This window comes from Aestuariivivens marinum (genome assembly GCF_022662175.1).
Classification (GTDB): Bacteria; Bacteroidota; Bacteroidia; order Flavobacteriales; family Flavobacteriaceae; genus Aestuariivivens; species Aestuariivivens marinum.
Genome location: NZ_JAKMCR010000001.1, coordinates 718,292 through 744,634 on the forward strand (window position 1 = coordinate 718,292; position 26,343 = coordinate 744,634).

Annotated in this window: 22 protein-coding genes and 1 tRNA gene; 17 read left to right on the forward strand and 6 right to left on the reverse strand. The window is 34.9% G+C overall.

All coding sequences use genetic code 11. The features are described from left to right. The first annotated feature begins 5 nt into the window (after positions 1-5). Positions 6-944 carry a glycoside hydrolase family 17 protein gene (locus MR053_RS03030; RefSeq protein WP_242130990.1) on the forward strand — a complete coding sequence of 313 codons (939 nt, stop codon included), beginning with the start codon at positions 6-8 and terminating at the stop codon, positions 942-944. Positions 945-1,048: 104 nt separating this feature from the next. Then, positions 1,049-1,729: a LysE family translocator gene (locus MR053_RS03035; RefSeq protein WP_242130991.1), complete on the forward strand. Its 681-nt coding sequence runs from the start codon at positions 1,049-1,051 to the stop codon at positions 1,727-1,729. Positions 1,730-1,776: 47 nt separating this feature from the next. Here the strand turns inward: MR053_RS03035 and MR053_RS03040 are convergent. Both MR053_RS03040 and folB read right to left on the reverse strand, forming a co-directional pair. Then, positions 1,777-1,847: transfer RNA gene (locus MR053_RS03040), tRNA-Cys, on the reverse strand. A 44-nt stretch (positions 1,848-1,891) separates the two neighbouring features. Next, positions 1,892-2,260: a dihydroneopterin aldolase gene (gene folB, locus MR053_RS03045; RefSeq protein WP_242130992.1), complete on the reverse strand. Its 369-nt coding sequence runs from the start codon at positions 2,258-2,260 to the stop codon at positions 1,892-1,894. A gap of 96 nt (positions 2,261-2,356) precedes the next feature. Between folB and MR053_RS03050 the strand changes: the two genes are divergently transcribed. The 3 genes from MR053_RS03050 (at position 2,357) to MR053_RS03060 (ending at position 6,142) form a co-directional block, all read left to right on the forward strand. Then, positions 2,357-4,354, forward strand: coding sequence for a glutamine--tRNA ligase/YqeY domain fusion protein (locus MR053_RS03050; RefSeq protein ID WP_242130993.1), 1,998 nt, complete (start codon positions 2,357-2,359; stop codon positions 4,352-4,354). Between the two features lie 86 nt (positions 4,355-4,440). Then, positions 4,441-4,917 carry a DUF1761 domain-containing protein gene (locus MR053_RS03055; RefSeq protein ID WP_242130994.1) on the forward strand — a complete coding sequence of 159 codons (477 nt, stop codon included), beginning with the start codon at positions 4,441-4,443 and terminating at the stop codon, positions 4,915-4,917. Between the two features lie 67 nt (positions 4,918-4,984). Continuing rightward, entirely contained in the window at positions 4,985-6,142 is a 1,158-nt protein-coding gene (locus MR053_RS03060) for a GNAT family N-acetyltransferase (RefSeq protein ID WP_242130995.1), read from the forward strand. 52 nt (positions 6,143-6,194) lie between these two features. Here MR053_RS03060 and MR053_RS03065 read toward each other — a convergent pair whose 3' ends face one another. Next, positions 6,195-7,118 carry an SPFH domain-containing protein gene (locus tag MR053_RS03065; RefSeq protein WP_242130996.1) on the reverse strand — a complete coding sequence of 308 codons (924 nt, stop codon included), beginning with the start codon at positions 7,116-7,118 and terminating at the stop codon, positions 6,195-6,197. A gap of 82 nt (positions 7,119-7,200) precedes the next feature. On the opposite strand from MR053_RS03065, the gene MR053_RS03070 reads away from it, so the two are divergent. Together MR053_RS03070 and lepB are read left to right on the forward strand one after the other, a co-directional pair. Beyond that, on the forward strand, positions 7,201-7,884 hold the full coding sequence (locus MR053_RS03070; protein WP_242130997.1) for a hypothetical protein: 684 nt from the start codon (positions 7,201-7,203) through the stop codon (positions 7,882-7,884). 33 nt (positions 7,885-7,917) lie between these two features. Beyond that, on the forward strand, positions 7,918-8,595 hold the full coding sequence (lepB, locus tag MR053_RS03075; RefSeq protein ID WP_242130998.1) for a signal peptidase I: 678 nt from the start codon (positions 7,918-7,920) through the stop codon (positions 8,593-8,595). Positions 8,596-8,810: 215 nt separating this feature from the next. On the opposite strand, the gene gltX is transcribed toward lepB, so the two are convergent. Then, positions 8,811-10,325: a glutamate--tRNA ligase gene (gene gltX, locus MR053_RS03080; protein WP_242130999.1), complete on the reverse strand. Its 1,515-nt coding sequence runs from the start codon at positions 10,323-10,325 to the stop codon at positions 8,811-8,813. 223 nt (positions 10,326-10,548) lie between these two features. Between gltX and MR053_RS03085 the strand changes: the two genes are divergently transcribed. From MR053_RS03085 to MR053_RS03105, 5 genes are all read left to right on the forward strand, one after another. Then, positions 10,549-13,941, forward strand: a complete 3,393-nt coding sequence (locus tag MR053_RS03085; protein WP_242131000.1) for a DUF4175 family protein — start codon at positions 10,549-10,551, stop codon at positions 13,939-13,941. Beyond that, complete coding sequence (ybeY, locus tag MR053_RS03090; protein WP_242131001.1) at positions 13,934-14,344, forward strand: rRNA maturation RNase YbeY; 411 nt, start codon at positions 13,934-13,936, stop codon at positions 14,342-14,344. Before MR053_RS03085 ends, ybeY begins: the two co-directional genes overlap by 8 nt. A gap of 81 nt (positions 14,345-14,425) precedes the next feature. Further along, positions 14,426-16,297, forward strand: a complete 1,872-nt coding sequence (gene mnmG, locus MR053_RS03095; protein ID WP_242131002.1) for a tRNA uridine-5-carboxymethylaminomethyl(34) synthesis enzyme MnmG — start codon at positions 14,426-14,428, stop codon at positions 16,295-16,297. A 39-nt stretch (positions 16,298-16,336) separates the two neighbouring features. Further along, positions 16,337-17,212 (forward strand): class I SAM-dependent methyltransferase, encoded by an 876-nt coding sequence (locus tag MR053_RS03100; protein ID WP_242131003.1) that lies wholly within the window; start codon positions 16,337-16,339, stop codon positions 17,210-17,212. A gap of 219 nt (positions 17,213-17,431) precedes the next feature. After that, on the forward strand, positions 17,432-17,947 hold the full coding sequence (locus MR053_RS03105) for an OmpH family outer membrane protein (protein WP_242131004.1): 516 nt from the start codon (positions 17,432-17,434) through the stop codon (positions 17,945-17,947). 154 nt (positions 17,948-18,101) lie between these two features. Here MR053_RS03105 and MR053_RS03110 read toward each other — a convergent pair whose 3' ends face one another. After that, positions 18,102-18,482, reverse strand: coding sequence for a DUF6438 domain-containing protein (locus MR053_RS03110; RefSeq protein ID WP_242131005.1), 381 nt, complete (start codon positions 18,480-18,482; stop codon positions 18,102-18,104). Between the two features lie 388 nt (positions 18,483-18,870). On the opposite strand from MR053_RS03110, the gene MR053_RS03115 reads away from it, so the two are divergent. The 3 genes from MR053_RS03115 to MR053_RS03125 are packed head-to-tail and all read left to right on the forward strand — an operon-like array spanning position 18,871 to position 22,768. After that, the gene (locus tag MR053_RS03115; RefSeq protein WP_223550068.1) at positions 18,871-19,386 is read left to right on the forward strand and encodes an RNA polymerase sigma factor; all 516 of its coding nucleotides are present in this window, start codon (positions 18,871-18,873) and stop codon (positions 19,384-19,386) included. 54 nt (positions 19,387-19,440) lie between these two features. Continuing rightward, entirely contained in the window at positions 19,441-20,364 is a 924-nt protein-coding gene (locus MR053_RS03120) for a FecR family protein (protein ID WP_223550070.1), read from the forward strand. 55 nt (positions 20,365-20,419) lie between these two features. Then, positions 20,420-22,768: a TonB-dependent receptor domain-containing protein gene (locus MR053_RS03125; RefSeq protein WP_242131006.1), complete on the forward strand. Its 2,349-nt coding sequence runs from the start codon at positions 20,420-20,422 to the stop codon at positions 22,766-22,768. Between the two features lie 5 nt (positions 22,769-22,773). On the opposite strand, the gene MR053_RS03130 is transcribed toward MR053_RS03125, so the two are convergent. Continuing rightward, positions 22,774-23,928 (reverse strand): DNA polymerase III subunit, encoded by a 1,155-nt coding sequence (locus MR053_RS03130; protein ID WP_223550073.1) that lies wholly within the window; start codon positions 23,926-23,928, stop codon positions 22,774-22,776. Positions 23,929-24,076: 148 nt separating this feature from the next. On the opposite strand from MR053_RS03130, the gene MR053_RS03135 reads away from it, so the two are divergent. Both MR053_RS03135 and MR053_RS03140 read left to right on the forward strand, forming a co-directional pair. Then, positions 24,077-24,928, forward strand: coding sequence for a T9SS type A sorting domain-containing protein (locus MR053_RS03135; protein ID WP_223550075.1), 852 nt, complete (start codon positions 24,077-24,079; stop codon positions 24,926-24,928). Positions 24,929-25,148: 220 nt separating this feature from the next. After that, the gene (locus tag MR053_RS03140) at positions 25,149-26,336 is read left to right on the forward strand and encodes a phosphoglycerate kinase (RefSeq protein ID WP_242131007.1); all 1,188 of its coding nucleotides are present in this window, start codon (positions 25,149-25,151) and stop codon (positions 26,334-26,336) included. The last annotated feature ends 7 nt before the right edge of the window (positions 26,337-26,343 follow it).

Sequence of the window (26,343 nt, forward strand, 5' to 3'; positions counted from 1 at the left end):
TTAAAATGTCAATAAGAACAGATAGAATATTAGCGTTATCAGGAGGAAATCTTAATGATAAAACCATAAACGGATTGCAAAACCTGTTTTCCAGAATGTTGAATAGCGGGATGCATGGACTTTGTTTTAGTCCTTATGAAGAGGGACAGCAGCCAGGTGATCAAATTACCGAAGCGCAAATTAGAAGGAGAATGGCAATCATTAAACCCTACACGAAGTGGGTGCGTTCATTTTCGTGTACTGAAGGGAATGAGTTGATTCCTGTTATAGCTAAGGAATATGGCATTAAAACACTAGTAGGAGCATGGTTAGGAAAAGATAAAGAGGTTAACAAGAAGGAAATAGAGGGGCTTGTAAAATTAGCTCAAGATGGGTATGTAGATATTGCTGCCGTTGGTAATGAAGTGATGTATAGGGGAGACTTAAATGAAGATGAGCTTTTAAAGTATATGCAGCAAGTAAAAGAGGTAATTCCAAATATACCCATGGGTTATGTAGATGCCTATTATGAGTTTTCACATCGCCCTAAGATAACAGAAGCTTGTGATATTGTATTGGCCAATTGCTATCCCTATTGGGAAGGCTGTAGCTTTGAGTATTCGTTAATCTACATGAAGAACATGTATCAACAGGCCCAAAAAGCAGCAAACGGTAAAAAAGTTATCATTACAGAAACAGGGTGGCCCAATATTGGAGAAGGACTACATGGCGCAAAACCTTCTTATGAGAACGCTATTAAATATTTTATCAACGCGCAACAGTGGGCAAAAGAGGAGAGTATTGAGCTATTCTATTTCTCCTCTTTTGATGAGTCATGGAAAGTGGGTGCCGAAGGTGATGTGGGGGCCTATTGGGGTATTTGGGACAAGGACGAAAAATTAAAATTTGCTAGTGAAAGCCCTGTGAAGACTGGAAAAAGAAAACTATTCTTTAGTAAAAGTTAAATTTAAACCAGAATATTCAGTAGATATAACACATCTTTAATTTTTGAAATTCCACAAGCTAGTTGTAAATTATTTCTTTACTTTGTGTTAAGCTTCACAAAGTTATGGTTGATGATATAATTACGGCAATTCCGTTTGGAATTATACTGGCGTTTACTATTGGCCCTGTATTTTTTGTGCTTTTGGAAACTGGGGCCACCAAAGGTTTTAGAAGTGCTTTAATTTTTGATCTAGGGGTTATCTTTGCCGACATTATTTTCATCCTTATTGCCTTTTATAGTACCAATAATTTACGAGGAAAAATTAGTAACGACCCTAACTTTTTAATATTCGGCGGTGTTTTATTAGTGGTTTACGGCGTCATTTCCTTTATGAGGACATCAAAATCCTTTCGGGCTATAGTAAAAGAATACCATAAAATTGAAATAAAAAAGGGTTATGGAAAACTATTTATTAAAGGCTTTTTACTCAATTTCATCAATATTGGTGTACTATTGGGATGGTTGGGGTTCATAGTTTTGGGAGATTCGTTAACTTCATCAGAAAATGGCGGTACAATATTTATCATTTCCATGTTGGCCTCTTATTTTGCTACAGATATATTCAAAATTTTAATAGCAAAAAAGCTTAGGGCACAATTAACACCTAAACTTATATTTAAGACAAAAAAAGTTATTGCTATTGTTATTTTGGGCTTTGGTATTTTGCTTCTGGTGCAGGGCTTTTTCCCAAAAACCTATGAAAGAAATATAGAGCGTATAGAAAATATCAACCCTATAAAATAAAAAAGCGACCGGTTATTAAAGTTATTGAAACGCGGTCACTTTTTTTGAGGCGTCAAGCGGATTCGAACCGCTGTAGAAGGTTTTGCAGACCTCTGCCTAGCCACTCGGCCATGACGCCATTAATTCAGTGCAAATGTAAAAAAAAATAATACTTTTCAATGGTTAATTGTATTTTTTACGTTCATCAACCATTTTAACGGTTACTTGCTCTACATCCCCTCCAATGGGAGGGTTTAGCTTGCTAACACTAATCACAGCTTTTATAATTAGCTTGTCTTCGCTGAATATACGATCTAGAATGCGTCTACATACGGTTTCGAGCAGGTGTGAGGGTTTGTTCATTTCTTCCTTAATAATCCTGTTTAAAAACACGTAATCGACAGTATCTCTTAAATCATCACTTTTTGCCGATGGCTGTAAATTGGCTTTGACTTCCAAATCAACACGATAGTCACTTCCTATTTTGGTTTCTTCCTTCAAACAGCCATGGTAGGCGAATACACGAATATTTTCAACTTTTATAATTCCCATTCAATCTCATTTTAAGTCGGTAAAATTACCTAATTTTGTTCAAAAATTTATATAACCATAAGAGTTTCCAAGTATTATGCTTGGGTATTAAGTTTTATGTCCGAAGAAAGAAGATCGCTTAATTTTATTGAGCAAATTATAGAGGAAGATTTGGCTAATGGCTTACCAGAAAGTAAGCTTAGATTTCGGTTCCCACCAGAACCTAATGGGTATCTGCATATTGGTCATACCAAGGCTATAGGGATTAGTTTTGGGTTAGGCGAGTACTACAAAGCCCCTGTTAATTTAAGGTTTGATGATACCAATCCTGCAAAGGAAGAGCAGGAGTATGTAGATGCTATTAAAGAAGATATTACATGGTTGGGTTATCAATGGGACCAAGAGTTATATTCGTCCGATTATTTCCAAATACTATATGATTGGGCCATACAGTTAATAAAAGAAGGCAAAGCTTATGTAGACTCGCAATCCAGTGAAGCTATGGCCGAGCAAAAGGGCACACCAACCCAGCCAGGTATTGAAGGACCATATAGAAATAGAAGTATAGCCGAAAATTTAGAGCTTTTCGAACGCATGAAAAATGGTGATTTCGAGGAAGGTGAGCATATTTTGCGTGCAAAAATAGATATGCAACACCCCAATATGTTGATGCGGGACCCTATCATGTACCGTGTTATTAAGAAAGACCATCATAGAACGGGAGGCAATTGGTGCATTTACCCCATGTACGATTGGACACATGGTGAAAGCGATTATATAGAACAAATATCACATTCTTTATGTTCTTTGGAATTTAAACCACATAGAGAGCTTTACGATTGGTTCTTGGACCAAATTGTTGATCCAAACAAGTTAAGGCCAAAGCAACGTGAATTTGCGCGTTTAAATCTAAGTTATACCATCATGAGCAAGCGCAAATTGCTAAAATTGGTAGAAGATGGTATCGTTAGCGGATGGGATGATCCAAGAATGCCAACTATTTCGGGGTTGCGCAGAAGAGGTTATACGCCAAATGCAATTAAGAAGTTTGTGGAAACAGTTGGGGTAGCAAAACGTGATAATGTCATTGATGTCTCGCTTTTGGAGTTTTGTGTTCGTGAGGATTTAAATAGAGTCGCACCACGGGTAATGGCTGTTTTAAATCCAATAAAATTAGTCATTACAAATTATCCAGAGGGAAAAGTAGAGTGGATGGATGCCGAAAACAATCCAGAAGACAACAATGCTGGATTTAGAAAAATACCTTTTTCAAGGGAACTGTATATTGAAAAAGAAGATTTTAAAGAAGAAGCTGGCAATAAATTTTTTAGATTAAAGCTAGGCGGTGAAGTACGTCTTAAAAACGCCTACATCATAAAAGCAGAAAGCGTAGTAAAGGACAATGACGGAAACATTACTGAAGTACACTGTACCTATTCAGAAGACACCTCTCGAAAGGTTAAAGGTACGTTACATTGGGTATCTGTTGTTCATGCTGTAAAAGCCGAGGTTAGAGAGTATGACCGATTGTTTATGGACGAAGCACCCGATAGCCATCAGGATAAAGACTTTATGGAGTTTTTAAACCCCAATTCCCTAAAAGTTATCGAGGCGTATGTTGAACCCAACTTAAAAGAGGTTAGCCAAGGAGAACGATTCCAGTTTCAACGCTTAGGCTATTTTAATGTGGATAACGATTCGACTTCAGATAGATTGATTTTCAATAAAACAGTTGGCTTAAGGGATACTTGGGCCAAACAATCTGTCAAACCAGTCCAAGGGCAAAAGCCCAATAATCAAAAATCTCATCCACCTAAACGAAAGGCTATTGATGTCATTCAGCAGTTAGGTAAAAAATACACCAACTTGCCTGAGGCCAAGCAACAAAAGGTTAAAGCTGAAATTAAAGTACTGGCTAAGGAGGTAAGTTATGAAGAATTATTGCCATTATTCAATACGGCAACAAAGAAAGTGGGTACTCGTATTGCTGTTGCAATTACCTTAAAAACTTTGTTGGAAGCTGGAATGGCCAAAAATAGTGATATTGATGACTTTATTAATAAGGCCCTTCAGGATAAAAATAATCTGTTAGTAGCCGAAGCCAAAGCTATTTAAAAGATAGATATAGTTTTAAAATGTTAAAATAGAATGGGTTAAGTCTATTTTAACTATATTTAACTACTAACTAATTTTTAATCATTATGGAAATTAATTTTTTAGCGATTCTAGTTGCAGCAGTTTCAGCTCTTGTTGTTGGCTTTATTTGGTACCATCCAAAAGTTTTTGGCAATACGTGGATGAAGGCGGCAGACATAACTGAAGAAAAAATGAAAGGAGCCAATATGGCCAAGATTTTTATTATGGCTCTAATTTTTGCATTTCTTTTGGCCATGTCCATTATGCCAATGGTTATTCATCAAATGGGAGCTCATAGTTTAGCTAAGGGCGAGCTTGGGGTATTACCCTCTTATGATGCATTTATGGCAGATTATGTAAATGAGTTTAGAACATTTAAACATGGTGCGTTTCACGGTGTTTTAGCCGGTATTTTTATTGCACTTCCTATATTAGGTACCAATGCGCTGTTTGAACGTAAGAGTACAAAATACATTCTTATAAATAGCGGCTATTGGATTGTAACTATGGGTATCATGGGCGCAATTATTTGTGGGTGGTAATAAAATTTTGTAAAGTTTTAACATATTCAAAGACTGAGGTAGCTTAACTTCAGTCTTTTTTTTGATATTGAAAACATTTCGTATTTATAAATCTTATGAAGAGTTGCCTGAGGCTTGGGATGACCTTGTAGGTCATGATATTTTTCTTCAAGCCAATTATCTTGAAGCCCTAGAGAATGCAACGCCAAACAATATTCAACTGTTTTATATTGGTGTTTTTAAAAAGGATATGCTAGTTGGTATAGCTATTATACAACGGGTACAATTCTATCTTAAAGATATGTTTAGGAAAAACACAATGTCCTATATAAAAGAATTATTTAGAGAAATTGTTTCAAGGGTTTTAAAAGGTAATGTGTTGGTGATTGGCAACCTCATGCATACGGGACAGCATGCGCTTTACTATAATGACAGCCAGATAGTACAGGCTGATTTTTTTAATACGCTTTTTCAAGGTCTAGACGAATTGATTCAAACTATTAAAAAGAAACATGATAAAAAGATACGAGCTATAATAGCCAAGGACTTTTTTACAGATGATATTATTCTTGAAGATAAGAGTACATTCAGAAACCATAAATTGCATGAGGTTATAGTTCAACCGAATATGATTTTACCTCTTCGCGATCATTGGCATACTAATAAGGATTACATCAATACCCTAAATAAAAAATATAGGGACAGATATAAGCGAGCCAAAAAGAAATTTGGGGCTATAACTAGTAAAGAGCTTGATATTGACAGCATCCATGAAAAGTCTAAAACACTCCACGAACTGTACTTAAATGTTTCTAATAATGCTAAGTTTAACACTTTTATTTTACCGGAGAACCACTTTTATAGCCTTAAGTTAAAGCTTAATGACAATTTTAAAGTATTTGGATACTTTTTAAATAAAGATTTGATAGGGTTTTATACACTTATCATAAACGGAAAACAATTGGAAACTTACTTTTTAGGTTATGATGAAGAACATCAATATCCCAATCAGTTATACCTAAATATGCTTTACGATATGTTGGAGTTTGGTATAATCAATCGGTTTTCCAATGTGGTATATGCAAGAACAGCAATGGCCATTAAAAGTTCGGTAGGGGCTAAGGCTAAACCAATGGTGCTTTATATGAAGCATACCAATGTATTAATGAATTCTATTTTACGACCTATATTTTTCCTTATGAATCCAAAGCAAGATTGGGAAGAAAGGCATCCTTTTAAAACATAAAACCTCTTAAACCTAATGTTTAAGAGGTTTTGTTTTGTCCTTTAAAATTCAATTATTTCTCCTTCTTTTTAGCTTCTTTCATAGCCTCACCAATTTGATTACTTGCTGTAAAACTGGCTACCATTTCATTAAGCATATTGCTACCCGCTTGAGGTGCATTAGGTAATAGAATTAAATTGCTATTGGTTTCTTCTCCTAGAGACTGAAGGGTGTCATAATGTTGGGTTACCACAATCAGGGCAGAGGCTTCTTGACTGTTTATGCCTACACGGTTTAATACTTCAACAGACTCTTCCAAACCTCGAGCAATTTCACGACGCTGATCTGCAATACCTTGGCCTTGTAAACGCTTGCTTTCGGCCTCGGCCTTTGCTTTTTCAACAATTAAAATCCGTGCAGCATCACCTTCATATTGTGCGGCAATTTTTTCACGTTCTGAGGCGTTAATGCGGTTCATAGCTGCCTTTACTTGGGCGTCGGGATCTATATCAGTTACTAAGGTTTTAATAATGTCATAACCATAATCAAGCATGGCATCGTTTAATTCCGATTTAACCGCTATGGCTATATCATCTTTCTTCACAAATACGTCATCCAGCTTCATTTTAGGCACTTCGGCGCGAACTACGTCAAACACATAACTGGTAATTTGGTCATGGGGGTAGTCCAGTTTGTAAAAGGCGTCATATACCTTGTCACGTATCACCTTGTACTGTACAGAAACTTTAAGGCGAACAAACACATCATCAAGTGTTTTAGTTTCAACAATAACATCCAGTTGCTGGATTTTAAGACTAAGTTTACCTGCTATTCTATCAACCAAAGGGATTTTTAATTGTAGTCCAGAGTGACGTATGCTTTGAAATCGTCCAAAACGTTCAATAACAGCAGCAGTTTGTTGCTTAACAATAAAGAATGCAGAAATTAAGATAATTAGTCCAAAAAAAATAACAATGGGAATGAAAAGATAGTTCATGGTAAATGTTTAATTAAGTTTAAAAAATTAAGATACAAAATTTATACTATATTTGGTTACACATCTAACTAATAACAACTAAATGAAATATAACCTTCGTATTCTATTAGTAGCCCTGCTAATAGGTTTTGTTACAAAAAGTTTTGCCCAACATAAAACCTATGATATTGTTAATGGTATTGGCGTTTTTGCAGGCTTGACCAAACTGGATATTGAAACCGATAATTTTATAACCAAACAAGGTGATGGTTTTTTGTTTGGAGCTTCTGCTACAGTAGATATTCCCCACCGATGGTATAATATGAGTTATGGTATGCAACTTTCAGAAAACTACATTAATATTGAAGGAAGACCCAGTGCTACCATTGGAGGACAAGAATATATTGAATATAAAATGTTTGCAGCGCAATTGGCCTTATTGGGCCATATAAAATTAATAGGCAGTCATTTGACCATAGATGTTGGACCCATGTTACAGTACAATGGAAGATTGGAATTAAAAGATCAAAACCAAGAAGGCTATTACGTTAATAACTACACGAACTTAAAAGCAATGGATATTAGTTCCATATCGCAATTTAATTTTAATGGATTAGTTGGTGCATCGTTAGGGTATAAGTTTTTTAGGCTTAAAGCCGAATACATTTATGGGTTTACTAATATCTTAAAGAAACTGGAAGACCAAAACTTGGACACCTCAGGGGGTGAGGCCCGCTTTAAAGGCAGACAATCCATGTTGGTTTTTGGGGCGATGATATCTTTTTAGAAAGAGTTATTGGTTATTGACTTGTAACACATTATGAAAAAATCAATTATTAAATTAATTTTTGTTATAAGTGTTTTGTTGCTTGTGTTTTTTTTCCTCGATAAAAAGGAAATTTTCTTTATCTGTAAAGTCGAAAACAATTCAAATGAACCTAATTTAAAAAAACAGACATTAGTTTTTGCTTCAAATTTAATACACCCAAATGTTGGAAATTTTATATGTTATAAAAACCAAAACGGTAGATTTGGAGATTTCACGCGGATTCATAGGCTTTGTGGGATTGAAGGAAATATTATTGAGATTAGGAAGGGGACATTATTTATAGATGGAGAAAATATAGATGACGCAATTAATTTGAAACACTTCTATAAATTGACTGAAAAGGAATATTTTGAAATAAAACGAGAAAGAAAACAAGACATTTCATTTATTACGAAAACTGGTAAAAACAAAGACACTATTGTTTTATTATTAGATGACAATTTTGCGCAAATAAAAAATTTAAGCGATCGTCGATGGAGAATTAAATCCGACGAAGATAATAGCATCCTTTCGGGCCTTATCAGTATTGATATAAATAATTTTGGCCCAATTGAAGTACCTAAGAATAAATATTTTGTTTTAGGTGATAATAGAGACGTTGCAGAAGATTCGAGATATGTTGGATTTATAGATAAAAAGGATGTTTCTGGGACTGTATTGTTTAAATAATGAGTTATATTAAAGACATTAATTCAGCTTGTCATTAATACAAGTTTAAAAAATTAAATCATATAGCTAGGTTAATTTCCCTAGTTCAATAATTCTATTGTAGATTCAAGGTCTAAATTATAGCTAAAAAATTAAATGTTTTGGGCCTTTTTTGTTTATTTTACCTGCTCTAAACACTTTATTATTTTAGAATATGACTGTAAACGGAATGCTGTTTACTGTAACTTACTCACCATAGCCTTAATTCGGCTAACAGTTTCTGTTTTACCAATCATATACATAATATCAAAAACATCGGGCCCCTGTAAGGCCCCTACCAAAGCTAAGCGCAGCGGCATCATCACTTTACCAAAACCTATATCGTTGCTCGTTATCCAGCTTTTAACGGTAATTTGAAGGTTTTTAGCCGAAAATTCATCCATAGCATTAATGATTTCTACTATATGCCACATTATTTCTGGAGTGTCCTCTTTAAATGCTTTTTTAACCGCTTTTTCATCGTATTGTTTTGGAGCTTTAAAGAAGTAATAGCTTAAATCCCAAAAATCACTAATAAAGGTCGCTCGCTCTTTAACCAAGCCAATCACTAGGGCAATGTAATTAACATCAATGTCTTCTAAGATACTGTATTGCGACTTAAACGTTTCGGCTAAAATGTCATTGCTTTGTTCTTGCATATAATGGTGGTTAAACCATTTTATTTTATCGGGATCAAAGCGTGCCCCTGCTTTATTAACCCGATCTAAGTCGAAAGCCTCAATAAGTTGCTCCATACTAAATATCTCCTGTTCTGTACCAGGGTTCCAGCCTAAAAAGGCTAAGAAGTTTATAACGGCTTCGGCAAAATAACCATCTTCTTTATACCCTCTCGAAATATCATGGGTTTTTGGATCTTCCCATTCCAAAGGAAACACAGGAAAGCCTAATTTGTCGCCATCTCGTTTGCTTAATTTACCTTTACCGGTAGGTTTTAAAATTAGTGGGAGGTGTGCGAATTCAGGGGATTCCCATCCAAAGGCCTTATACAATAAATAGTGTAAAGCTAATGAAGGCAACCACTCTTCGCCACGTATTACATGGGTAATCTGCATTAAATGATCATCAACAATATTAGCCAAGTGGTAGGTAGGCATACCATCGCTTTTAAAGAGGACTTTATCATCTAAAATATTCGTGTCTATTTTTATATCACCACGAATCATGTCCTTTAATTGTAGAGTCTCATCCGGCGGTGATTTAAATCGAATCACATAGGCTTCACCAGCATCCAATTTGGCTTGGGTTTCCTTTGCGCTAAGCGATAAAGAATTGGTTAGCTTTAAGCGGTTGTGCCAATTGTAGATAAAGGTTTTGCCTTTGGCTTCATGATCCTGTCTATGAAAATCCAACCTTTCGGCAGTATCGAAGGCGTAATATGCATGGCCCGAAGCAACTAATTGTTCGGCATATTGCCTGTATAGATGCTTGCGTTCACTTTGTCTGTAAGGACCAAATTTTTCATTTTTTCCCGGCCCTTCTTCAAATGGGATTCCGCACCAGTTTAATGACTCAATAATGTAGTTTTCTGCACCTTTAACATAACGGTTTTGGTCGGTGTCTTCAATTCTAAGTATAAAGCTGCCGTTGTGTTTTTTGGCAAATAAATAATTAAATAAAGCAGTTCTAACACCACCTATATGTAAAGGCCCAGTTGGACTGGGAGCAAAGCGTACACGTACAGTCTTGGTCATTTTTTTTTATTTTGTGCAAAAGTACATGAATTTTTTTCATTTGATATTTTATATGTCTAAATGAAAAAAATTATATGGATTAACAAAGTGGTTAATGAGGTAATTCAAAATTTTGCCAACTATAATTCCATTAAATTTTGTACTGCTACGAAAGATACAATTAACACATTATTATATACCCTATACCAAATAAAATTGTAGTTTAGTGTAGTACAATATAAGCATGACTAATTTTAACACCATATTAATTAAGTTAGAGCAGTTTATAAGGAAATATTACCTTAATGAACTATTGAAAGGAACCATTCTTTTTTTTTCCATTGGGTTGCTTTATTTATTGGTCACCTTATTTGTTGAGTATGTATTATGGCTAAACCCAGGCGCAAGAACAATTTTGTTTTGGTTGTTTGTAGGGGTAGAGATGCTGCTATTGGTGAAGTTTGTTGTAATGCCATTGTTTAGGTTGTTCAAACTTCAAAAAGGGATTGATTATATAGAGGCCTCAAAGCTTATTGGCAGACACTTTCCAGAAGTTAATGACAAGCTACTTAATATTCTTCAACTTAACCAAAATCCTTCCAAATCTGAACTCTTACTGGCTAGTATTGAGCAAAAGTCCATTGAGCTCAAGCCTGTACCGTTTAAGTTGGCGATCAACTTAAAACAAAATGCCAAATACCTTAAATATGCAGCCATACCAGTATTGATTCTGTTACTTAGTTCCATATCAGGAAACATGAATTGGTTTAGCGATAGTTATAAACGGGTTGTGCATTATAAAACACCTTTCGAGCCGCCCGCACCGTTCCGGTTTTTTGTGCTTAATGAAGACTTGAACACTCTTGAGGGCGATGATTTTAAATTAATTGTAAAAACGGTAGGTGATGTTGTGCCGGAAAATGCCCAAATTAAATTTAATAACGAATCTTATTTTTTACAGAAATCAGGATCAGGTGCTTTTGAATTTACCTTCTCTAAACCTAAAGAGCCAATTGAATTTGAGTTGGAAGCTAACGGTGTGAATTCAGAGCCTTACCTTTTAAATGTTGTTGAAGTGCCTACATTGGTTAATTTTGAAATGATTTTAGATTATCCTAAACACACAAAAAAGACTCGAAAAATGTTGAAAAGCACGGGAAATGCTATTGTTCCCGAAGGCACCAAAATCTCTTGGAATTTAGACACTAAGTCTACTGATGCCGTTTATCTAATGGCTGCCGATACACTTGGGTTTTCTTCCGAAGAGGTAGACCGATTTGAAGCCTCTAAGCGAGTTTTCAACACGTTTGCTTACAATATAAGTACGAGTAATAAAAATGTCAGCAATTATGAGAATTTAGCGTTTAAAATTGATGTGATAAAGGATGAATATCCTGAATTGAACATTAAAGTAGAAATAGATAGTTTAGACGAACAATCACTTTATTTTTACGGTCAGGTCACCGATGATTATGGGTTGACCAAACTCGAACTTGTTTATTATCCTGTTGATAATGAAGCAGAAAAAAAGAGAAAAGACATACCAATACCGAGTTCAAATGTTGCTCAATTCTTGGCCGATTTTCCACATAATCTAACAATTGAGGCAGGAATACCCTACGAATTATATTTTCAAGTATTTGATAATGATATGGTTAACCATTTTAAAAGTGTAAAAAGTAACATTTTCACTTATAGAAAACGAACCAAGGATGAAGAAGTCAAAAGGCAATTGGAACAACAAAGCGAAACGATAGAAGACTTAAATAAATCCTTAAAGAATCAGGAACAGCAAGAAAAACAGCTTAAGGAATTGACAAGAACCCAAAAGGAAAAGTCAGTTCTAAATTTCAATGACAAAAAGAAACTGGAATCTTTTTTAAAACGTCAGCAGCAGCAAGATGAAATGATGAGGAATTTCAACAAAAAGCTAAAGGATAACTTGGAGGAGTTTCAAAAGGAGAATACAGAAAAAGATCCGTTCAAGGAAGATTTAAAACAACGGTTGGAAGAACAGGAGGAACAGCTAAAACAAGACGAAAAATTGTTGGAAGAACTGAAAGAGCTCCAAGAGAAAATCAATCAGGAGGAACTGGTCAATAAATTAGAAGAACTAGCAAAGCAAAATAAAAACAAAAAGAGAAGCCTAGAGCAACTTTTGGAGCTTACCAAGCGCTTTTATGTGGAAAAGAAATTAGAAAAGCTTAAAGAAGATTTAATGAAGCTTGCTATAGATCAAGAAAAGCTTTCCAATGAAAAAGAGGAAAATAACACCAAGGATAAACAAGATAGTCTCAATGAACAGTTCGATGACTTTAAAAAAGACATGGAACAATTGGAAAAGGATAGTAAAGCACTAAAAAAGCCAATCGAAATACCCAGAGATAAACTAGACGAACAGGAAGTTGACAAGGAGCAACAAAAGGCTTTGGATGCGTTGGAAAATCAAGAACAGGAAAAAGCATCAGATAAAGAAAAAAGTGATGCGCCTAAAAACAATCAGAATTTGAATAATGCGCAACAAAGTCAGAAGAAGGCAGCCAAGAAAATGATGCAGATGAGTCAAAACATGCAAGGCGCGATGCAAGCAGGAGGTGGCGAGCAAATGCAGGAAGATATGGAAATGCTTCGTCAAATTTTGGACAATTTGGTGCTGTTTTCTTTTGATGAGGAAACCTTAATGGATCAGTTTAAGGGTATTGATGACAACCACAACAAGTATGCCTCTTTTTTACGTAAGCAACACAACCTTAAGGAGCATTTTGAGCATATAGATGATAGCTTGTTTGCCTTGTCGCTTAGACAGCCTAAAATTTCTGAAAAGGTTAACAAAGAAATTTCAGAAGTTTACTTTAATATAGATAAAGCATTGGAGCTTTTTGCTGAAAGTCAAGTGTATCAAGGCGTATCCAAACAACAATTTGCCATAACAGCTACAAATAATTTGGCTGATTTTTTAAGTGATATTTTGGATAGTATGCAGGAGAGCATGAGTATGTCCCCCAACAATGGAGGAGGCGATATGCAATTGCCGGATATTATCATGAGTCAGGAAGAGCTTAATAAAATGATGCAGGAAGGAATGAAAGAGAGTGAAGAAGGTAAACCCCAAAATGAAGGCAATAAACCGAAACAGCCTGGTGAAAAAGAAGGTGAAGGTGAACCACAACAGAGTAAAGACGGAAAGCAAAGTGAAGCCGATGGTGAAGGTGATGCCGATGAATTTATTAACGGCAAACTGTTTGAAATCTATCAGCAACAACAACAGCTTAGAAAGGCTCTAGAGGAGCGTTTAGAAAAGGATGGTAAAGGTGGTGTAGGTGATCGTATTTTAAAGCAGATGGAAGATGTAGAGTTGGAGCTTTTAAACAGAGGTTTTACCAACAGAACATTACAAAAGATGATGAATTTGCAACACCAGTTGTTGAAACTGGAAAATGCAACGTTTCAGCAAGGTGAAGAAAACAAAAGGGAATCTAAGACTAATCAAGACAATTTTAACAACAATACCAATAATAGGTTACCCAATGCCAAACAATATTTCAATACAACTGAAATATTGAACCGACAAGCTTTACCTTTGCAGCAGGAATACAAAAATAAAGTTAAAGTGTATTTCAATAAGACAGATGATTGAATTCAATTACGAAACCAATTTTAAATTAGATAACGAAGTAGAGATATCAAATTGGATTTCAAATACCATTACTTCTGAAGGATATACGTTAGGCGACATCAATTATGTGTTTTGTGACGATGATTATTTGCATAAATTAAATGTTGAATTCCTTAATCACGATACGTTAACGGACATTATTAGCTTCGATTACTCCCTAGGAAAAACCGTACAAGGCGATATTTTTATTTCCATTGAGCGCGTAAAAGATAACGCCAAAGATTTTAATGTGTCTTTTGTAAATGAGTTATGCCGTGTTATTATTCATGGTGTTCTACATTATTGTGGCTATAAGGATAAGTCAAAAGACGATGCTTTAATAATGCGCAATAAGGAAAACCACTATTTAAGACAGTTATCTTAAAGTCAGTAATTCAATGTATATTTGCAAACTTATAATTAATGTGTTCCACGTGGAACATTGATGAATTGAAATAGGTTAATCATGTTTAATGATGTTTATGATGTTATAGTTGTTGGTGCAGGTCATGCCGGTAGTGAGGCTGCTGCAGCCGCTGCGAACATGGGAAGCAAGACCCTTCTTATAACAATGAATCTGCAGAACATTGCACAGATGTCGTGTAACCCAGCTATGGGTGGTATTGCCAAAGGGCAAATTGTTCGTGAGATTGATGCGCTTGGTGGTTATAGTGGTATCGTATCTGATACTTCTGCGATCCAATTTAAGATGCTAAACAAGTCTAAGGGCCCTGCCATGTGGAGTCCTAGAGTGCAGAGTGACCGCATGCGTTTTGCTGAAGACTGGAGAATGTTATTAGAGCAAACACCAAATTTGGATTTTTATCAAGAAATGGTATCTGGCTTGTTGATTGTGAAGGGACAGGTTGTAGGTGTAAGAACATCATTGGGGATAGAAATAAAATCTAAAACAGTAGTGCTTACCAACGGCACTTTTTTGAACGGCTTAATACATATTGGTGACAAAAATTTTGGTGGAGGTAGAGCTGGTGAAAAAGCGGCTACTGGTCTTACAGAGCAATTGGTAGGTTTAGGTTTTGATTCTGGAAGGATGAAAACAGGTACGCCGCCACGAGTGGATGGACGTTCGTTGGATTATTCTAAAATGGTTGAACAGCCTGGTGACTATAACCCTGAAAAATTTTCTTATTTGGATATTACTAAACCATTGGAAAAGCAACGGTCTTGCCACATGACTTACACCAGTGAGTTGGTGCATGATTTACTCCGGGAAGGTTTTGATAGATCACCTATGTTCAACGGTAGAATTAAGAGTTTAGGCCCACGTTATTGTCCGTCTATAGAAGATAAAATAAATCGTTTTGCTGATAAGGACAGGCATCAATTGTTTATTGAACCAGAAGGTTGGAATACTGTTGAGGTTTATGTTAATGGGTTTTCGACATCACTTCCCGAAGATGTTCAATTTAAAGCATTGCGATCTGTAGTTGGGTTTGAAAACGTGAAGTTTTTTAGACCAGGATATGCTATTGAATACGATTATTTTCCACCAACACAATTGAAGCATACACTTGAAACAAAGTTGGTTGATGGACTATATTTTGCTGGTCAGATTAATGGTACAACAGGATATGAAGAAGCAGCTTCTCAAGGGCTAATAGCAGGGATAAACGCCAGCCTTAAAGTTCAGGAAAAAGAACCGTTTACCTTAAAGCGTGACGAAGCTTATATTGGAGTATTAATTGACGACCTAATTACAAAAGGAACAGAAGAGCCCTATAGAATGTTTACGTCTAGGGCTGAATATCGCACCCTTTTGCGTCAAGATAATGCGGATTTAAGGCTCACACCAAAAGGATTTGAAATTGGTTTGGCGTCCGAAAATAGATTAAGACGCATGGAAGAGAAACATGAGTCGGCGAAAGAATTTGTTTCTTTTTTTGAAAATACAAGTGTTAAACCAGAAGAGATTAACCCTGTTTTGGAAAGCAAAAATTCTGCTCCTGTAAACCAGGCTGGCAAGCTATTTAAAATCTTTGCGCGACCTAATATTGAAATGGACGATATTAGGAAAGTTCAAAGCGTTGAGTCCTATATTCAGAAAAATAATTTGGATCGCGAAGTCATTGAACAAACAGAAATACAAGTTAAGTATTCAGGGTATATTGCTAAAGAAAAAAACAATGCCGATAAACTCAATAGACTGGAATATGTAAAAATCCCTGAAAACTTTGATTACTCAAAAATTAAATCAATGAGTTTTGAAGCGCGTGAAAAGCTTAAAAAAATTCAACCAGCAACGGTGTCCCAAGCATCAAGAATTAGTGGTGTTTCGCCCAACGATATTTCTGTTTTATTGGTTTATATGGGCAGATAATTTAGTAATGTTCCACGTGGAACACTCAGTTTTTAAAATTTGGAGGAGAAAGAAAAAGCAAATCACGTCTTTTTAAAAGTAAAAGATCATTCCGTTTCTGGAGAAGAGTTTAAATTGGTTGAAAATCCAGAATATGGCTTTTTGGAAACTATTCCGAAGCCTACTCAAGCATCTTTGTCAAAGTATTATCAAAGTGAAGATTATATTTCGCATACCGATGCAAACCGTAATTGGTTTGAAAAAGTGTATCATTTCATCCGAACCATTACTTTAAAAAGGAAGCTTAGACTGATTAATAATTATGCAAGAGAAAGTAAAAATTTATTGGATATAGGATGTGGTACGGGCGACTTTTTGCAAGCCGCAAAGCAAAAGGGATGGAACGTAGTTGGAATTGAACCTAACGAACGGGCAAGGAAAACAGCTAATAAAAAAATTAATAGTATAGTTTATCAACCTGAACAACTTTCAAAAATTGAAGATAACAGTTTTGACGTAATTACTTTGTGGCATGTTTTGGAACACCTTCCGAATCTGTATGATCAAATTGCTTTGTTTAAAAAACTTTTAAAACCAAATGGCACTTTGGTGATAGCTGTTCCAAATTACAAAAGTTTTGATGCGACCCATTACAAAAATTTTTGGGCCGCTTACGATGTGCCTAGACATCTTTGGCATTTTGATACAGCCTCAATTTCCAATTTGCTTTCAAGACAATCTTTAAAGGTTATTAAAATCAAACCCATGTGGTTTGATGCATTTTATGTAAGCCTACTTTCTGAAAAATACAAATCTGGAAAAATGAATATCATTAAGGGGTTTTGTGTTGGGCTGTCATCAAATTTAAAATCTTTAGCAACAAAGGAGGCGTCGTCTTTAATATATGTAGCGAAAAACAACCAAAACTTAGTTTAAGGCATTTTAAGAGCTAAAGCGCCTGCAGAAATACTGTTTGTTAGCCTAAAAAAAGAAATGGCCTTAAAAAGCTTTAAACCAATTCTAATTTTATAATTAAAACCTATCAAGTATTATTTTAATAATAAATTTTGATTATAGAAAAAAAATCAGAACTGTCCAATAATAAATTAAAGCTTACTTTAGTACATTTGTGCGAATTGTAAAAAACCAGAACTTATGAAAAATATAATTTATGTTTTAATAATTACCTTAGCATTTACGGCTTGCCAAAAGGAAAAGAAAATAGGCTATGTAGATAACGGTGTGGTAATTAACGATTATCAAGAGAAAAAGGATATTGAAGCAAAGTATCAAACAAAGGAAGAAGCTTTTAATAAAAAAGCCGATAGTATTGGTAAAGCCTTCCAATTAGAAGTGCAACAAACCCAATTAGATGCGCGTAAGTCTTCTCAAACAAAAGCTCAAGAACTTATGCAAGGTTTGCAGCAAAAACAACAAGTACTCCAGCAACAAATACAATTTGAACAGCAGCAATTAGCGCAGGCCTTCCAAAGTGAAATAGATTCTCTGATTATTAAGGTAAAAGATTTTGTAAAAGATTACGGTAAAAAGAACAACTACACCTATATTTTAGGTACCAGTGATGCAGCTGCATCGGTTATGTATGCTACAGAAGAGAATAATTTAACTCAGGTTATCTTGGATGCTTTAAACGCAGAATATAAAAAGTAACCTAATTTATCAGAAAACTTAAAAGCTCTATAATTAATTATAGAGCTTTTTTATTGTTCCTATAAAGAAAATAAAAAGCCTCCGTCGTTAGGCTTACGGAGGCACACAAATAAAGTTTGAACCCTCATTCTCTTTTATTTGTTCTTTTTAGCTATTATAATTCTTCGTTTATATTTTTTGCAAAATGCTCCAAAAGATTATTTAATTCCAACAAAGCGCCTTTTGCTCTAGATGATTGATAAACAATCTTTTTACCATCGTATTTAATTATGGTAAGTGGGTTGTCCCTTCCTTTGGAATTACCAACATCATTAGAACTTAGGCTGCTTAAATAACTTTTAATTCTGTTAACCGTATCTAGTGGTATTGCTGTTTTGTGAATTCCATTTTTTTCAACGTTCGATATCCCTTTATAGATTAAATATCCGCTTTCAAAAACCCATAAATCATATACTGGTCGACCATTTGAGCACTTGCCTCTTGATAGACTCAATAAAGCATCTCCCATGTTTTCGTGTCGCGTTTGTTTGCTCACAAAGTAAGAGGTTAATAATGTCATAGCAACATTTATTCTGTTCAACATTTTAAGTTGCAAACTTGCGACAAAGACTTACTGATTGGGGACATGCTTTGACGCAAATTAGCTAACTCAACCAATTTTCAGATCATTAAAATCTGAATACAAAACCTGTGATATCCTATTTCAAACCAAATCTTAAAAATAGCAATACACATGGCATTATGTGCCGTAACAGTAGTAGGTGTTTAATGGTAAAAATGGAGCTTGGGGCTAATTAAAACAATTGCGTTTGTTGGGGCATAAACGTTCTTGTTTATATGTAAAACAGTTTAAAAGCATAATACCCTACTTTTTTATTTAATTTTTTTATTTTTGGTAAATAAGCCTTGTTATTACTATACTTATGAATAGTGACCCCAAATCTGTTTGCGAACAAAAAAACTACGAACAACTTTTCATTACCCATTCCAAAACCTTATTTAATTTTATATATTATAAGTGTGGCGATGTTCAACAGGCGGAAGATATTGTGCAAGATGCCTATGTAAAGCTTTGGAACAATTGCTCCAAAGTAATTTACGATAAGGCAAAATCCTTTTTGTTTACAGTAGCACGAAATCTTTTTTTTAATGAAGTAGCCCATAAAAAAATTGTGTTACAGCATGAAAGTTCGACAACTTCAAAAAGTATCACCAACGAATCTCCTCAATACATCTTAGAAGAGCAGGAGTTTATGGAAAAGCTAAAAAATGCTATAGACAGTTTGCCCGAAAAACAGCGTGAAGTGTTTTTGTTGAGCAGAATAGATAAAAAGAAATATACTGAGATTTCTGAGATAGTAGGTATATCGATTAAAGCGGTAGAAAAACGTATGAGTTTGGCATTAACAACCTTAAGGGATAAATTAGGCGACATATAAAGTAGGGTAAAACTAAAACCAACTGTTTTATAATTATAAGAACTTTTACATAGTATGGAAAATTTTAGTAAAGATGAAACTTTTTTAGCCCGATGGATTGCTGGAGAGCTTAGTCCGAAAGAGCTCGAAAAGTTTCAAAATTCCCAAGGTTATCCAGTTCTTAAAAAAATTAATGATGCGTCCCAAAACCTAAAAGCACCTACTTTTAACGATCAAGCACTATTAATAAAATTAAAGGAACTAAATAAACCTCAGCCCAAGGTTAAAAAGCTTATACCCAATTGGGCTTATTCTGCCGCAGCAGTTCTTGTAGTAGCGCTTGGTTTACTATATGTTATGACACTTAGTTCGCATTACCAAACGAGTTTTGGCGAACAATTGGCCGTTTTGCTTCCTGATAACTCTTCGGTTAAACTTAATGCAAATTCAAAACTGGAATACAAAACCTTAAATTGGAAATCCAACAGAAGATTAGAATTGGAAGGCGAAGCTTTTTTCGATGTCGAAAAAGGACAATCCTTTAAAGTGTTTACCAATTTAGGATTAGTAGAAGTTTTGGGAACCGAGTTTAACGTTATTTCTAGGGATGCTTACTTTGAAGTACAGTGTATGGAGGGCAAAGTGAGGGTTAGTAGCAATACCTTAAATGAAGAGGTTGTTTTATTGCCAGGAGACGCTGTAAGAGTTGCTAATAACAGACTTGAAGAATGGAATTTCAGCCTAGATGAGCCTAATTGGACACTTGGAGAATCAACATTCTTTAATACACCTATTTCACAGGTATTGTTAGCTTTGGAAAACCAATTTCAAATTAAGTTTGATAAAACCAATATCGATTTAAATAAACGGTTTACAGGAGCATTTACCCATAAGAACCTTAATTTGGCATTAAAAACGGTGTCTGGTCCAATGGGTATTTCTTATACGGTTGACAAAGAAAACAACACAATTCTTCTTAATTCATACAACAACAACTAAAAATTTGGTTATTTTACCCTAAATTTGGGTATCCCTGAATTAATAAGAATAGCAAATGAAGTATCGCTTATCGGTTCTATTTTTCTTTTTTACTATAAGTATAATTGCCCAACAAACGACAAGCGTTGATTATTTCGATACTCCTTTAAATAAAGCTTTTTCAGACTTAGAAAAAACATTTAGTGTAAAGTTTTCCTTTAATTCAGAGTTGGTTAACAATAGGGTAATTACGCTAAGTTTAGATAAAGCGACTTTAGAAGAAATACTGTTTAATATTGAAGAAAAACTTTTTCTAAAATTTAAAAAAGAATCCGAACGCTATTATACCGTTAAAGTTACCAAAAGACAGCTTACCGATACTCAGGAGCTCGATGAAGTATTAATAGAGGAATACATCACTACGGGTATTCGAAACGATAATGAAGACACATCAATAGCGATTTCTCCAAAGGAATTGGGTATCTTGCCTGGGTTGACCGAACCCGATGTTTTGCAAAGTATACAATTGATTCCGGGAGTACAAAGTCCAACAGAAACGGCTTCAGACTTATTTATTAGGGGCGGCACACCAGATCAAAACCTCATTCTTTGGGACGGCATAAAAATGTACCACTCAGGACATTTTTTTGGTACTATTTCGGCGTTCAACCCATATATCACAGATCAGGTTAAGTTATATAAAAGCGGAACAAAGGCTAAGTATGGCGATCGCATTTCAGGTGTTATAGACATTGAATCTGATAATGCCATCTCAAAATCAGCAGAAGGCGGTTTTGGTTTTAATATGACCCATGCCGATGCTTTTTTAAAAACACCTTTAGGGAATAAAGCTGCGGTTTTGTTCTCTGCCAGACGATCCATTACAGATGCTTTTAATACCGAAACCTTTAGGAATTTATCCAAGCGCGTATTTCAGGAAACAAAGATTTCCAATGGTAATAGGGTCTTTGAAGACGACGAGGTTATTACCACAGACGATTTATTTTATTTTACGGATTTTACAGCCAAAGTAATAATCAATCCTAATGATAAAAATGCATTTCAAATAAGCAGCTTGTTCACCAAGAATAAATTAGATTACGGGTTTTTAATTGAAGAATTTGAAGAAGCCTCACAAGACCAATTGGATGTTGTAAACCAAGGGTTGAGCTTGCATTGGGAGCATCATTACAACAAGTCATTTTCACATAATTTCAACACCTATTTTTCTAATTTCGATTTAGAATATATCGGAACGAATTCTATTTCTGGCGAACTTAACGACCAATTGGATAAACATAATACAATAAAAGACTTCGGATTGAATTTTAATTTGAATTTTAATTTTAGTCAAACATCATCATTTGGAATCGGATATCAGTTTTCTTCAAACAAGGTAAATTACAGATTAAGTTATATTGAACCCGAAAGTGAGGAAGACGAGTTTGTTAAATCCAGTATTAAAACCAATAATACTACTCATGCCATTTATGCTGATTATCAATATAACTTAGATGGAAAATGGTTTGCTAGTACCGGCGTGAGAATCCATCATTTTTCCGTGCTGAACAAGCTTTTTGTTGAACCAAGGTTACAGCTTAGTGCTAATTTAAACCCTTTTTTTAAGTTTAAAATTTCCGCAGAGAACATGCACCAATCTGTAAGTGAAGTTTTGGAGTTTAACACGAGAGAGTTTGGTCTTGAAAATCAATTTTGGGCATTATCAGACGGTAAAGAAATCCCAATATTAAAGAGTAATCAATTAACAACCGGATTGGAGTATAACAAAAAAGGATGGGGCTTGGATCTTGAGTTCTATTATAAGCAAATAGACGGATTGGTAACTTTAGGATTTGATAGGATTGAAGATTTTTTCTTTAAAGGGAATAGTGACGTTTTTGGAATGGACCTATTAATTAAAAAGCGAATTCAAAATTACAGGACATGGTTCAGCTATTCATTAGTTAACAACGATTTTACATTTAACACCATCAACAATGGAGAAAAATTTCCTGGCAATACCGATATTACCCATAATTTTATTTGGTCCCACACCTATCAATGGCATAATTTTAATGTGTCTTTGGGGTGGAGCATTAGAACGGGAATACCATATACAAAGGTTTCTGGGATTGTAGACACTAATAACGGAAGGGAGATAGTATTTGAAGCAACAAATGGAGCACGTTTACCAGCTTATCATAAGTTAGACCTTTCTACCACTTACGAATTTAACTTCTCTAAAAAAGATAATTGGAAAGGGAAATTTGGGTTTTCATTATTGAATATCTATAACAGGGAAAATATTTTGAGCCGAACTTATGAAATAAGCCAAAGCACCCAAAATAGTGAAGACGAGCTTAGGGAAATAAATAAAATATCTTTAGGGCTAACACCAAACCTCGTATTTCGGATAGAGTTCTAATAAAATTAAGCCGATTTTTTATGGAGTAAACGTGTAAGTTTAATGGATAAATCGGTTAGGATAATTTTAGAATTACCATTGCGTTCAATATGGTAAATAGCATCTTGAATTTCATCGCTAATTTCAAGAATGTTGTTGTTGTGTATAAATGGCGCAAAATTCTCCAGTTTAAAGTTTTCAGACTTTGGTTCGAGATACACTAATTCTTTAGCATTATAGTTTAGTAATAGTGCTTGTCTAATAAAGTTTAAACAAAACTGTAAAAATTGTTTTTGTGTTTCACGACCAGTTTTAGCAATATCTTCACTCCAAGAAATAAGGTCGTGAATAGCCGATTTATTGCCTTTTGCCTTGAAGGCACTTCGAATCCAAAAGATGAACCATTTTTCAAACTGTAAATCTTCAGAATCGTGATATACCAAATCACAAGCTTTATTAAAGTTGCCATTGGCTTGATGGGCTATTTTGGTTGCAACAGAGATATCCAAATCGTAATTAGCAACTAAAGCCTTAGTAATAACATCTTCTGCTAAAGGTGGAAAATGCAATATTTGGCAACGCGATCTAATCGTATTTATAATTTGCTCTTCATCTTCTGCAATAAGAATGAAAATGGTTTTGCTAGGAGGTTCTTCAATAAGTTTTAAGAGCTTATTGGCACAGGCTAGGTTCATTTTCTCCGCCATCCATATAATCATTACCTTGTAACCGCCTTCATAAGCCTTTAAAGAGAGAGATTTTACAATATTTTGGGCTTCGTCTACACCAATCTGTCCTTGTTTGTTATCAACACCAAGCAGCTTATACCAATCAAATAGGTTACCGTAAGGCTGATTGGTCAATAATTGTCGCCATTCTTCTAAGTAGTTAGCCGAAATAGGGTGACTTTTTGCTTTGTCGCTGGTAACCACAGGAAAGGCAAAATGTAAGTCTGGATGTGAGACGTTTTTAAACTTAAGATTACAGGCTTGGTTTCCGGTATTGTTTTCGCCTCCATTGTTATTACAAAGTAGGTAACGGGCATAAGCTAAAGCCATAGGAAGTGTGCCACTTCCTTCTTTGCCAACAAACAGTTGGGCATGGGGAATTCTGTGGTTATCAACACTTTGCGTTAAGTGTTTTTTAATATGTTCCTGCCCTAATACATCACTAAATAGCATACCACAAATATAGCAGAAAAGGTAAATGTAAGTGCAATAAGGCTAATTAAAAGGTGAATCATCGAGTTTTATAGGGAAGAAATACTTTTTGTTTTAGATTTGAAATGCTCGTTAATCTATTCGTTTTTAATTGCCTAAAGTTAAAACCATGAATAAAACTACTAATATAACACTACTGTTTTTGCTTATAAGTGTATTTTTTATAAGTGCACAGCAAGCAAAACAAGGCTTCGAAAATAAATCGGAGGATAATTGGACCTATACCTCAAACATTCCTTTCTATTCCAATAATAATAATACTGATTTTTGGATGAACCAACCTGGTTCTAATGGTCGCATCCCTGGTCCCTTTGCGGGGTCTAGTTATCTGGCCGGAAGAGATTTAGATAATCCTTATGCCGAGCAGGTAACTGGTTTATCGTCTCCAGAACACATTCTTACTTTTACACCTATAAATGTTAACGGCTTACCAGCGGAAGTTTCATTTAGAGTCCACTATGTTGGTTTGAATAAAACTGATTATATTTATTATGAGTTAAGATACGATAACGCTAATGATTGGAATCATTCCGATTACAAAGAAGATGTTTTTAGAACAACGAAAACGGGTAATTTTAATTCAACAGGATGGGAAGAAATTAACTATGAAGTTCCTTCTGGTTATAGCTATGTAAGAATGCGATTGGTAGTATATCAAAACGGAAACGAATACTTAGGTTTTGACAATTTCGAACTAAAAACAGCAACTTTATCCAATAAATATAATTTAATAGACGGGTTCTCCTTTGGACCTAATCCTACATCAGATATAGTGAACTTTAAGGCCAATGCAACTTTAGATGAAGTAATCGTTTTTAATGTTCTTGGCAAGGAAATAATTAGAAAAAAAAGTAATAGCAATACTATAACTGTTGATTTGAGTACTGTTCCAAGTGGTATTTATCTGGCTCAAGTAAAATCTGGAGACATTGCACAAACCTTAAAGCTCATAAAAAAGTAACAAAGATTTTACACCTACTTTCCATAATTAAATCCGAAAAGTGCTTTATTTACTTTTTGGATTTTTTGTGTTAACACTTAAATATTCAAATAAAATTCAAGTAGTAAAAAAGTATTTTAAACAAAACTTTTTAGCTTCAAACGTTTTCGTTAAAAAACTCATTTTCTAGCGTGTTTTAATTGGTTACATTTGTGAACCAATTACTTAAAAACTAAGATTAATGAAAACGATTAACGATTTTGATTTTAATAATAAAAAAGCTTTAATACGTGTAGATTTTAATGTGCCATTAAACGAAAACTTTCAAGTTACCGACGCTACTAGAATTGTTTCGGCCAAACCAACCATTATAAAAATTCTGGAAGGAGGTGGTAGTTGTGTTTTAATGTCGCATTTAGGACGACCCAAAGGTGTACAGGATGAATTTTCGTTACGTCATATTGTATCCAAGGTAGAAGATATTTTAGGTGTTGAGGTTAATTTTGTGGATCAATGTGTTGGTGAAAAAGCCGAAGCTGCAGTATCAAATTTAAAGCCAGGGGAGGTTTTATTATTGGAAAACCTAAGATTTCATAAAGAAGAAACAGCTGGTGACGTTGAGTTTGCCAAACAACTGTCCAATCTTGGAGATATTTATGTAAATGACGCATTTGGTACGGCACATAGGGCACATGCGTCTACAACTATAGTGGCACAATTTTTTCCTAATCTCAAATGCTTTGGTAGTTTATTGGCTCAAGAAATTGAAAGCATAGAAAAGGTTATGAAAACTGGTGAAAAACCAGTTTTGGCTATATTAGGTGGGGCGAAAGTATCTTCAAAAATAACCATTATCGAAAACATTTTAGACAAGGTAGACCACCTTATTATTGGAGGTGGCATGTCTTTTACGTTTGTTAAGGCCCAAGGTGGAAGCATAGGGAATTCAATTTGTGAAGACGATAAAATGGATTTGGCTTTAACTATTTTAAAGCAGGCTGAAGCTAAAAATGTAAAGGTTCATATTCCTGTTGATGTTGTTGCAGCTGATGCTTTTAATAACGACGCCAATACCCAGATTGTAGATATTGATAAAATACCACAAGGATGGGAAGGTATTGATGCCGGCCCAAAATCCTTGGAGATATTTCACGATGTGGTGAATGCGTCCAAAACTATTCTTTGGAATGGACCACTCGGTGTTTTTGAAATGGAAAACTTTGCAAAAGGTACTATTGCTTTAGGGAATTCTATCGCTGAAGCTACAAAAAATGGAGCTTTTTCGTTAGTTGGTGGAGGCGATTCGGTTGCCGCTGTTAAACAATTTGGGTTTGAAGACAAGGTAAGTTATGTGAGTACTGGCGGCGGAGCTATGCTAGAAAGCTTGGAAGGCAAAACGTTGCCGGGGATAGCTGCTATTTTGGAATAAGTTATCT